This is a genomic window from Chthoniobacterales bacterium (genome assembly GCA_036569045.1).
Classification (GTDB): Bacteria; Verrucomicrobiota; Verrucomicrobiia; order Chthoniobacterales; family JAATET01; genus JAATET01.
The window spans coordinates 26,596-37,760 of record DATCRI010000054.1; the positions used below are offsets into that span (position 1 = coordinate 26,596).

General features: G+C 65.5%; 10 protein-coding genes. 4 read left to right on the forward strand and 6 right to left on the reverse strand.

Annotation, left to right across the window (positions count from 1 at the left end; all coding sequences use genetic code 11):
- Window positions 1-63: 63 nt before the first annotated feature.
- The 6 genes from obgE to fabG form a co-directional block, all read right to left on the reverse strand.
- Window positions 64-1,185, reverse strand: coding sequence for a GTPase ObgE (gene obgE / locus VIM61_10435; GenBank protein ID HEY8900816.1), 1,122 nt, complete (start codon window positions 1,183-1,185; stop codon window positions 64-66).
- Window positions 1,186-1,226: 41 nt separating this feature from the next.
- A complete protein-coding gene (gene glgA / locus VIM61_10440; protein HEY8900817.1) occupies window positions 1,227-2,438 on the reverse strand; it encodes a glycogen synthase in 1,212 nt (403 codons plus the stop codon).
- 189 nt (window positions 2,439-2,627) lie between these two features.
- Window positions 2,628-3,305 (reverse strand): 6-phosphogluconolactonase, encoded by a 678-nt coding sequence (gene pgl / locus VIM61_10445; GenBank protein HEY8900818.1) that lies wholly within the window; start codon window positions 3,303-3,305, stop codon window positions 2,628-2,630.
- A 7-nt stretch (window positions 3,306-3,312) separates the two neighbouring features.
- Window positions 3,313-3,774 carry a histidine phosphatase family protein gene (locus VIM61_10450; protein HEY8900819.1) on the reverse strand — a complete coding sequence of 154 codons (462 nt, stop codon included), beginning with the start codon at window positions 3,772-3,774 and terminating at the stop codon, window positions 3,313-3,315.
- A 73-nt stretch (window positions 3,775-3,847) separates the two neighbouring features.
- Window positions 3,848-4,864 carry an NAD(P)-dependent alcohol dehydrogenase gene (locus VIM61_10455; protein HEY8900820.1) on the reverse strand — a complete coding sequence of 339 codons (1,017 nt, stop codon included), beginning with the start codon at window positions 4,862-4,864 and terminating at the stop codon, window positions 3,848-3,850.
- 148 nt (window positions 4,865-5,012) lie between these two features.
- On the reverse strand, window positions 5,013-5,759 hold the full coding sequence (fabG, locus tag VIM61_10460) for a 3-oxoacyl-[acyl-carrier-protein] reductase (GenBank protein ID HEY8900821.1): 747 nt from the start codon (window positions 5,757-5,759) through the stop codon (window positions 5,013-5,015).
- 67 nt (window positions 5,760-5,826) lie between these two features.
- Between fabG and chrA the strand changes: the two genes are divergently transcribed.
- The 4 genes from chrA to VIM61_10480 all read left to right on the forward strand — a co-directional run.
- Window positions 5,827-7,011, forward strand: coding sequence for a chromate efflux transporter (chrA, locus tag VIM61_10465; GenBank protein HEY8900822.1), 1,185 nt, complete (start codon window positions 5,827-5,829; stop codon window positions 7,009-7,011).
- Between the two features lie 8 nt (window positions 7,012-7,019).
- Window positions 7,020-8,300: a glutamate-1-semialdehyde 2,1-aminomutase gene (gene hemL / locus VIM61_10470; protein HEY8900823.1), complete on the forward strand. Its 1,281-nt coding sequence runs from the start codon at window positions 7,020-7,022 to the stop codon at window positions 8,298-8,300.
- Window positions 8,301-8,337: 37 nt separating this feature from the next.
- Window positions 8,338-8,910, forward strand: a complete 573-nt coding sequence (locus tag VIM61_10475; GenBank protein ID HEY8900824.1) for a sigma-70 family RNA polymerase sigma factor — start codon at window positions 8,338-8,340, stop codon at window positions 8,908-8,910.
- A gap of 66 nt (window positions 8,911-8,976) precedes the next feature.
- Window positions 8,977-11,165 (forward strand): glycosyltransferase (locus VIM61_10480; GenBank protein ID HEY8900825.1); only part of this gene is annotated, 2,189 nt, incomplete at its 3' end.

Consider the following 11,165-nt stretch of genomic DNA (forward strand, 5'->3'; position numbering starts at 1 on the left):
GCCGGCTTCACTCGAAAAACCCGTGGGTCGCCCCCTCGACCGGTGCCCGCGGGTCTTTTCGCGCTATTTTTCCTCGGCCGGCGGCTCGGAGCCGACGCTTACCGGGATAGTCTCGAGCTTGCCCAGTTCCGCCCGGAGGAACGTCTTCACCTCGTCGATTCCCTCCGAGCGATCCGCCGAAATCGTGATGATCGGCGCTTTCCGAACCGAGCGTTTGAAACGCTTGAGGTTCTCCTTCGCCGATTCGAGGTCCATCTTGTTCGCAATCACCGCCCACGGCCGCTGACTCAGCGTCGGGTCGTAGAGATCGAGTTCTTTGCGAAGGGTGCGGAAATCCTCGAGCGGATCGCGCCCCTCGCTGCCCGCCATGTCGATGACGAAGAGCAGCAACCGACAGCGCACGATATGACGCAGGAACTCGTGGCCGAGGCCCTTGTTGTCGTGGGCGCCCTCGATGAGGCCGGGAATGTCCGCGACCGTTAGCCGCGCATAGTCGGGATACTCGACCACGCCGACGACGGGATTGAGCGTCGTGAACGGATACGAAGCGACCTTGGGATGCGCGGCGGAAAGCTGGCCGAGCAGCGTGGACTTGCCGGCATTGGGAAATCCCACGAGGCCGGCGAAGGCGATCGTGCGCAGCTCGAAGAGGAACCAGCCTTCCTCGCCGTCTTCGGGCGGCTTCGACTGGCGCGGGGCGCGATTGAGCGAGCTCTTGAAGTGGGTGTTGCCCTTGCCGCCGCGCCCGCCCTTGCAAAGGACGAATTCCTGGCCGGACTCGACGAGATCGGCGAGAAGTTCGCACTGCTCGGCCTCGAGTTTGAGCTTCGGCGCGGGCTCTTCGTCGAAATCGAGCGGATCGTGCACGCGTGGCCTGAAGGCGTCGGGCAGCCGATAGATTAGGGTGCCGATCGGGACATTCACGTAGGTCGGCGGGGCCGAACGGCCGTGCTTGTCCTTGCCCTGGCCGTGGCCGCCCTTCTTCGAGCGGATGATCGGCTCGTAGTAGAGCGCGACGAGATTGTCCGTGTGCGGATCGGCGCGCAGGATGATGTCGCCACCGTCCCCGCCATCGCCGCCATCCGGGCCGCCGCGCGGAATAAATTTTTCGCGCCGCATGCTCACGCATCCCGTGCCGCCGGCGCCCGCAATGCCATGCACGCGGATCTGATCAACAAACTTCATCGCGGGAGATTCTCACGCCGAATCCCCGCGGGCGAAGAAAATCAACCACCCGGTTTCAGAAGGGACGCATAGAGATCCACGGTCTTTTTCGCGATTGCGTCCCAGCCGAACATTTCCTCCGCACGCCGGCGCCCCGCCTTGCCGAAGGCCGCGCATTTTGCCGGATCGGCCATCAGGTCGTTGATCGCCGCCGCGAGATCGCGCGAGAACCTGTCGGGATCGACCGGCTCGAACGGGCTCTCGGTCATCTGGTCGATCGGCACGAGCGTTCCGGTCTCGCCCGGCACGACGACCTCCTTGATGCCGCCGACGGCACTGGCGACCACCGGCGTCTCGCAGGCCATCGCCTCGAGATTGATGATGCCAAAGGGCTCGTAGATCGACGGACAGACGAACACCGCCGCGTGGCTGTAGAGCTCGATCTTGGCCCGGGTATCGACCATTTCCTGGATCCACATCACGCCCTCGCGGTGCTCCTGCGCCCCGGCCACGGCGGCCCTCATTTCCTCCGCGATCTCGGGAGTGTCCGGCGCGCCGGCGCAGAGGACGATCTGGAAGCCGGGATCGAGATACTTGATCGCGTTCACGAGGTGGACGATGCCCTTCTGCCGCGCGATGCGGCCGACGAAGAGAATGTAGGGCCGGGCGGGATCGATGCCGAAGTGCTCGAGCGAGGCCCGGGAATCCGTCGCCTGGTATTCCTCGAGATCGATGCCGTTGTAGATGATCGGCACCCGCTCCTCGGGAATGTCGAACAGCCGAAGGATGTCCGCCTTCGTTCCCGCGGACACGGCGATCACCGCGTCGGCCATTTCCATCGCGGTCTTCTCGAGCCAGCAGCTGAAATCGTAGCCGCCGCCGAGCTGCTCGCGCTTCCACGGCCGCAGCGGCTCGAGCGAATGCACCGTGATCACAAGCGGGATGCCGTAGTTGAGCTTCGCGAGAATGCCGCCGAAATGGGCATACCACGTGTGGCAATGCACGACATCGGCATCGATGTTCGTCGTATTGAAATCCGTGCAACGGCGCACCGCGCCGAACACGGATTGCAGCGGCTTCGGGCACGTGAATCCGCTGGCATCGAGGCCGAAGCCTTTCACGACGGGGTTTCCGGTCGGCACGTCCTGATCGCCGAACGCCCTCACCTCCACATCGATATGCCGCGCGAGGCCGCGGCTGAGATAATCGACGTGCACGCCCGCGCCTCCATAAATCGTGGGCGGATATTCGTTCGTGAGGAGAAGTGTTTTCACGTCGCCACGCTAACAAAGCCTCCCTCTCAAACAAGCCGGCGCGAAGATTGATTGCGCGGCGGATTTCGATCGCGATCCATTCGCGATTCCGAGCCATTCCAGGTCACCCGGGATATTCTCAACCGCCATGAAAAGATGCTCTCGATCCTGTTGGGAGGGCTGCCCGGGCTGGACACGTGACGGCCGCGGCTACGCGCCGAGCAACCAGGTGAGCTGGCCGTCGAGCGGCGCCACCTTCGCGCAGGGATAATCCGACGTGCCGCTGAAGACTTCGTTCAGCACGTCGTCCTTGCCGGCGCTGTTCACGAGGAAACACACGTGGCGGGCGGCATCGATGAGCGGATACGTGAACGTGATGCGCCACATGTCCATCTGCGGCACGAAGTTTTCGACGACGAGCTTCTCCCGCTCGACGAGCGCGGGAGTGCCGGGAAAGAGCGAGGCCGTGTGACCGTCGGGCCCCATTCCGAGGAGAACAAGATCATGGCGAAACACGCCGCCGCCGGCACGGGCGCGCAGGGCGACTTCGTATTCGTGGGCCGCCGTCGCAGGATCGATCTCCCCCTTCATGCGCAGGATGTTTTCCGTTGGAATCGGCACCAGATCGAGCAGGGTGCGGCGTGCCATCAAATAGTTGCTCCTCTCGTCATCCGGCGGCACACAACGCTCGTCGCCGAACGTGATGACGACCTTGCGCCAGTCGATGGCGCGTTTTGCGAACGCCTGAAAAACCGGCTTCGGGGTATTGCCGCCGCTCAGCGCGAGGGTGAAGACGCCGCGCTCGCGGATCGCCTCGTTGGCGCTGGTCTCGAGCAACTGCACCGCGTCGTTCACGAAGTCGTTGGAATGAATGATGTCGGGTTTCATAAAATTTTTACATGAGGCGCACGGGCACGCTGAACTCGATGATGCCCGCGCCGGCGCGCAGGCGCGGCAGGTTCACGGTGGTGAGCGAAGCCTTGCGAATGTTGAAGCACGAGCCGCCGGAGAATGCGGAGATCGCCTCGCTGAAATCCGGCTCGTGGCCGACGAGCATCACGTGGTCGAACTTCGTGCAGGCGGCAAGGCCTTCCATGCAATCGTCCGGCGACATGCCGCAGGCGATCCATCGCTCGATCAAGACCTCCCGGTCGTCGAGGCGCCTGGAAACGGCGCGCGCGGTCTGCTCGGCGCGCACCACCGGACTGGAAAGAATGATGTCCGGAATCAGCCCGAAGCGGACGCAGAATTTGCCGACCTTGTCCGCCTGCTCGAGGCCTTTCGGGGTGAGCCGACGGTCGAAGTCGGTGGTGACTTCGTCCTCGGCGTCGCCATGACGGAGAAAGGTGAGCAGCATCGGACGGCCAGCCTAGAACGGCGAAAGCGGTTCCAGCAACCTCCGAACGGGCAACAATTCCGTGGCGGCGCGCTCAGGCGAGATCGTTCTCGAGCACGATGCGGTAGCGGGCCTTGCCGGCACGCAGGTGCTCGAATGCGTCGTTCACCTTCGACATCGGGAAGAGCTCCGTGACCGGCGCCACGCCGTGCCGCGCGCTGAACTGCAGCATCCGGTCCAGCGCAGTCGGACTCCCCGTGGGTGATCCCGAAATCGACTTCTGCCCCATGATGAGGCCAAACGCCGGCACCGGCAGCGGCTCGAGCACGGCGCCGACGACGTGCAAGCGGCCTTGCGGCGCGAGCGCCCCGAGCAGGCCAGGAATGTCGAGCGGCACATTGATTGTCGAGACGATGAGGTCGAGGCTGCCGGCGATTTTCTTGAGCGCGTCGGCGTTCTTCGTGTTGTGCACGAAATGCGCGCCGAGCTTTCTGGCCTCCGCTTCCTTGCTGTCGCTCGTCGTGAAGGCGTGGACCTCGCAGCCCCACTTGTTCGCGAATTGCAGCGCCATGTGGCCCAGGCCGCCGATCCCGATGACGCCGACGCGGGCCGTCGGGGGAATGTTGTGGACGAAGAACGGCGCAAAGACGGTAACGCCGCCGCAAAGCAGCGGGCCGACCTTCGCGAGATCGAGCCCCTCGGGTAGCGGACGCACCCACGGCCACTGCGCGCGCACGCGATCCGCAAAACCGCCGTGACGTCCGACGATCGTGCCCTGCGCGGTCGCGCAGAGGTGATGATTTCCCGACAGACACTCCGGGCAGGAGAGGCAGCTGAACGCCGTCCAGCCCAGGCCCACCTGCTGGCCGACCGCAAGGCCCTTGGCCTGATCGCCGAGCGCGACGACCGTTCCGGTGACCTCGTGTCCCGGCACGAAGGGATAGCCGGTCATCCCCCAGTCGTTATCGAGCATCGAGAGATCGGAGTGGCAGATGCCGCAGTGCGACACCTTGATCTCGACCTCCTCGGGGCCGAGATCGCCGGGATCGTAGGCGTATGGCTCGAGGGTTCCCTTGGCGTTCGTTGCGGCGTAGGCGTGGATCTGGCTCATGGGATGAAAACAGGTTTGTCGTTTCCCGAACTGTTGCCCCACAAACGCCATTTCGCAAAAAATCTTTGTTCGATCGCGGTCGAAAAAGCGAAAGCCGCCGTCCGGTTGATCGGACGGCGGCTTTCGAAAGGAAGGACGGACGATCCGGTTACATGCTCATGCCGCCGTCGACGGCAAGCACCTGGCCGGTGATGTAGGCGGCCTCGGCGCTGGCAAGGAATGCGACGGTCGCGGCGATGTCGTCGCCCGAGCCCATGCGCGCCTGCGGAATCTGCGCGAGTGCGCCTTTCTTGACCTCGTCGCTGAGCACGGCCGTCATGTCCGTCTCGATGAAACCCGGCGCAACGACGTTCACGGTGATGCCACGGCTCGCGAGTTCGCGCGCGATGCTCTTCGTCATGCCGATGAGGCCGGCCTTGCTCGCCGCGTAGTTCGCCTGCCCGGCGAGACCCATCAGGCCGCTCACGGAGCTGATGTTGATGATGCGACCGCCGCGCTGCTTCACCATCGCGCGGAGCACCGAACGGGTGAAATTAAAGGCGCCCTTGAGGTTCGTCGAGAGCACCGCGTCCCAGTCGTCGCTCGACATGCGCATGGCGAGGGTGTCGCGCGTGATGCCGGCGTTGTTCACCAACACATCGGCCCGGCCGAAGTCAGCGAGGATCTGTTCGCCGACCTTCTGCACGGCGTCGAAATCGGCCACGTCCACGGCGTAGGGCTTCGCCGCATCGGGATACTCGGCATTGATCGCGTCGGCGACCTTCTGGGAATTCGACTCGGTGCGGCTGACGACCGCGACCTTCGCGCCCTCGGCGGCGAACCGGCGGGCAATGGCTTCGCCGATCCCGCGGCCGGCTCCCGTGACAATGGCGACTTGGTTTGCAAAACGACTCATGGCGACAAGTCTTCCCGAGTGATTTCGCGGTGGCAAGCCTCGCCGCACACCGCGTAGAACCAAGCTCATGCCGTCGCGCCGTTCCCGCCCCGTGGAGGTTTTCACGGCATTCCTGCGGCTCGGGCTCACGTCCTTCGGCGGCCCCGTCGCGCACCTCGGGTTCTTCCGCACGGAATTCGTCGAGCGACGACGCTGGCTCGACGACGAAGCCTTTGCCGACCTCGTCGCCCTCGGCCAGCTCCTCCCCGGCCCGGCCAGCAGCCAGGTTGGAATCGCCCTCGGCCACCTGCGCGCCGGGCTGGCGGGTGCGCTCGCGGCGTGGGCCGGCTTCACGCTGCCCTCGGCGGCACTCATGATGGCCTGCGCCTACGGCCTGGGAACCACCGACCTTGCGCCCGGCTGGCTGCACGGATTGAAACTCGCCGCGGTCGCGGTGGTCGCACAGGCGGTGTGGCAGATGGGCCGCCAGCTTTGCCCGGACGTCCCCCGCGCCACGCTCGCCCTCGCGGCCGCCGCGCTGGCGCTGGTCGCGCCAACCCCGTGGATGCAACTCGGCCTGATCATCCTCGGCCTGCTCCTCGGCGCGCAAAAATTTCGCCCGGCGCCGCCCCCCGTCGCAGCCAGCCAGCCAGACCATCTTCACGTCCGCCCTTCGCCATGGTCCGCAACCTGCCTCGGCCTCTTCTTCGCGCTTCTCGGCGGCCTGCCCCTGCTCGCCCTTGCATGGCCAAATCATTGGCTCGATCTGGCCAACGGATTTTACCGCTCCGGCGCCCTCGTTTTCGGCGGAGGCCACGTCATCCTCCCGCTGTTGCAGGCCGAGACCGTCGGCCACGGCTGGATCCACCGCGAAGACTTCCTCGCTGGTTACGGCGCCGCGCAGGCCCTGCCCGGGCCGCTCTTCAGCTTCGCCGCGTATCTGGGCGTGTTCGCCGGTCCCGGCTGGCTCGGCGGCCTGTGGTGTCTGGCGGCGATTTATCTGCCGTCCTTCCTGCTCGTGTTTGCAGCGCTGCCGCACTGGCAAACGCTCCGCTCCCGGCCCGGCGCCCGCGGGGCCCTGGCTGGCGCGAATGCCGCCGTCGTCGGCCTTCTGCTTGCCACGCTGCTCCATCCCGTCGCCACCAGCGCGCTCGACTCGTGGCCCGCCGCCGGCCTCGCGCTCGCGGCATGGGCCGCCCTGCAATTCGGAAAAATCCCGCCCTGGCTCCTCGTGATCGCCTGCGCTCTGGCGGGCCGAATCATCCTGTCGTAAAAAAAATCATGCCATCCCGCTCCGCCGAACTCTTCGCCGCCGCCAAACTCCGCATTCCCGGCGGCGTCAATTCCCCCGTGCGCGCCTTTCGCTCCGTCGGCGGCGATCCGTTTTTCGTGGAATCCGCCGCCGGCTGCCGCATCCGCGACGTCGACGGGCGCGAACTCATCGACTATGTCGGCACATGGGGTCCAGCGATCCTCGGCCACGCGCCGGCGCCCGTCATCGAGGCCGTGCGCACCGTCGCCGGCCGCGGCCTGAGCTTCGGGATTCCGAATCCGCTCGAGGTCGAGATGGCCGAGACGATCTGCCGCCTCGTGCCCTCCGTCGAAAAAGTCCGCATGGTGAACAGCGGCACCGAGGCCACGATGAGCTGCGTGCGCCTCGCCCGCGGCTTCACCGGTCGCGACCGCATCGTGAAATTCGAGGGCTGTTACCACGGCCATGTCGACTCTCTCCTCGTGAAGGCCGGCAGCGGCGCGCTCACCCATGGCCGGCCCGACAGCGCGGGCGTGCCCGGCGCGCTCGCCGAGCTCACGATCACCCTCCCCTTCAACGACCTCGCTGCCGTCCGCGCCGCCTTTGCCGAAGCCGGCCGCGAGATCGCCGCAATCATCGTCGAGCCCGTGCCCGCAAACGCCGGCCTTTACCTGCCCGAGCCCGGCTTCCACGAAGGCCTGCGCGCCCTCTGCGACGAATCCGGCGCGCTGCTCATTTTTGACGAGGTCATGACCGGGTTTCGCCTCGCGCCGGGCGGCTACCAGGAACTCAGCGGCATTCGCCCCGACCTCACCGCGATGGGCAAGGTCATCGGCGGCGGTCTGCCGGTCGGCGCGTTCGGCGGACGCGCCGACATCATGGACCACCTCTCGCCCGACGGCCCGGTCTACCAGGCCGGCACCCTCTCCGGGAATCCCCTCGCCATGGCCGCCGGCCTCGCCCAGCTCCGCGAGATGGAACGCCGCGATGGCTGGGCCGAACTCGAGAAACTCGGCGCGCAATTCGAGGCCGCCGTCCGCGAAATGATCGCCGACGGCCCGTTCACCTTTGCGCGCATCGGCTCGATGTTCTGCCTCTACTTCACCGCCGGTCCGGTGAAGAACCTCGCCGAAGCCATGCGGGCCGACAAACCCGCCTTCAATCGCTACTTCCACGCCTGCCTCGAGGGCGGCGTCTATTTCGCGCCGTCGCAATTCGAGGCCGGCTTCCTCTCCCTCGCGCACACCGAGGAAGACATCGCCGAGACCGCCCGCATCGCCACCGCCGCGCTGAAATCGGTTGGCAGCTAGGCTCCCGACGTTCATCCTGAATTACCCCAGTCACTCCTTGGACTCGAGCAACGACAGCGCATCGGAGATCGAGCTGATTCGACGGATCGGCGACGGCGATCGCGCGAGTTTCGAGGAATTCTACGACCGCTACTCCGGCCTGATTTACTCGACCGCCCTGCGCGTCCTCAACGACGTGGCCGATGCCGAGGAGGTCACCCAGGAAGTCCTGTTCATGATCTGGGAAAAAGCGCCGATGTATGACGCCTCCCGCGGGAAGCCCCTCACCTGGGCCGTAACGATGACGCGGAACAAAGCCATCGACCGCATTCGCTCCGTGCAACGCCGCATCCGCCTGCGCGACGGGGCTGGCGCCGAGATGGCGGCGGATACCTTCGTCCACGAACGCCGCCCCTTCGACGAGGTGGATTCCCACGAGCAGAGCGACCGCGTTCGCTCCGCCGTGCTCCAGCTGAAGGCCGGTCAGCGCGAGGTCATCGAGCTGGCCTATTTCGGCGGCCTCACCCAGCAGGAGATTGCCGATCGACTCCATGAGCCACTCGGCACCGTCAAGGCCCGCATCCGCCGCGGCATGATGCGCCTGCGAAAGTTGATCGCTCCCGGGGAGTGACGCCCGCCCGGCCTCGCCCACGGTTTGACATTGAATCCTGCCCGGAACGCGTTAGCCGTTAACGCCGTGCAACCTCTGCCAAGGGTCCGCGTAAGGGCCAAGTTTTTCTTCGAAGGCGACCGGAAGTTTTTCATCAAAGGCGCCACCTATGGCCCCTTCGCGCCCGACGCCGACGGCGAGCATTTCGGCAACCCGCAAAAGCTGGCCGGCGACCTCGCCATCATGCGCGACACCGGCATCAATCTGCTGCGCGTCTACTACGTGCCGCCGCGCTGGTTCCTCGACACATGTCTGGAATCCGGCATTCGCGTGCTCGTCACGATCCCCTGGGCCGAGCACATCGAGTTTCTCAACGACCGCAAGATCCGCCGCGAGGTCGTCCGCGCCGTGCGTGACGGCGTGAAAAAGAACGCCGGCCACTCCGCCATCTTCGGATACCTCGTCGGCAACGAGATCCCCACCAGCATGGTGCGCTGGCTCGGCGCCCGCGCCGTCACGGAATTCGTCGAGGAGCTCATCAACATCGCCCGTCAGGCCGATCCCGACGCGTTGTATTCCTACGCAAGCTTCCCACCCACGGAATACCTCCTCCCGCAGAACGTCGATTTTCTCACCTTCAACGTCTACCTTCACTATCAGGAGGACTTCGACCGCTACCTCGCCCGCCTCCAGAATCTCGCCGACGATCGTCCTCTCGTGATGGGCGAGTTCGGCATGGACACCATCCGCCATCCCGAAGAGGAGCAGGCGGAGATGCTCACCTGGCACATCGAGAGCGTCGTGCGCGGCGGGCTCGCCGGCACCGTGCTCTACGCATGGACCGATGAATGGTTCCGCGGCGGCAACGAGATCATGGACTGGAACTTCGGCCTCGTGCGGCGCGACCGCACGCCGAAGAAAGCCCTTGCCGCCGTGAAGGCGCTCTTCGCCGGCGACGAACCGATGACCCGCAAGATCGGTCTCGCCAGCTACCCGAAGGTCAGCGTGATCGTCTGCTCCTACAACGGCGCAAAGACGCTCGAGCGCTGCCTCGAGTCGCTCAAGGAAGTCGATTATCCGAACTACGAGGTCATCCTCGTGGACGACGGCTCCAAGGACAACACGCAGGAAATCGCCGCGCGCCATCCCTGGATCGTCAACATCAAGCAGGTCAACAAGGGCCTCTCCGTCGCCCGGAACGTCGGCGGCTACGCGGCCACCGGCGAGATTCTTGCCTACACGGACTCGGACTGCATGGCCGATCCCGACTGGCTCTACTACCTCGTTCACACGCTCACCAGCGGCGACTACTGCGGCGTCGGCGGCCCGAACATTTCCCCCCCCGCCGAGGACTGGATCCAGGCCTGCGTGAGCGCGGCGCCCGGCGGCCCCAGCCACGTGCTCCTCACCGATGTCGTCGCCGAGCACATCCCCGGCTGCAACATGGCCTTCCACAAATGGGCCTTCGAAAAGGTCGGCGGCTTCGACTCGGAATACCGCAAAGCCGGCGACGACGTCGATTTCTGCTGGCGTCTTCAGCAGGAGGGCCAGGTCATCGCCTTCAGCCCTGCGGCCATCGTCTGGCACTACCGCCGGTTCACGCTGCAGGCTTTCCGCAAGCAGCAGGAAGGCTACGGCGAGGCCGAGTCGCTCCTGCGTTTCAAGCACCTCGTCTTCTTCGGCCCCACCGGCACCGCGAAATGGCGCGGACAGATCTACGGCGCCCCGCGGTTCACGTGGCTCATCAACAAGCCCGTCATCTACCACGGCGTCTTTGGCGAGGGCCTGTTCCAGTGCATCTACCCGACGCCGCAGAGCGAAATCGCTGCCTACGTCAGCAGCATCGAATGGGTCGTCCTTACCGCCGCGATCTTCGTCACGTCCATTCCGCTGCCGTGGCTGCGCATCGTGCCCTACCTCATGTTCGGCGCCACGCTGCTCGTCGCGCTCAGCTACATGATCCACGCGAAGCTCGAGCCGCGCTTCGACACGATCCGCGCTCGACTGCTCGTCATTTTCCTCGCCCTCGCTCAGCCGCTCGTTCGCGGATGGACCCGCTACTACGTCTGGCTGAAATTCAAGCGCACCCCGCCGTCGGTCATCGCGACCCACGAGGAGGATTTCCGCCCCGTCCGCGGCAGCAGCATCACGAATCTCGAGTTCTGGGACGAAACGACCGGCAAGGGCCGCGAAGCCCTGCTCCCGGCCGCCATCGACGCCCTCGAGAAGGAAAACTGGAGCTACTCGATCGATACCGGCTGGAAGGACTGGGACGT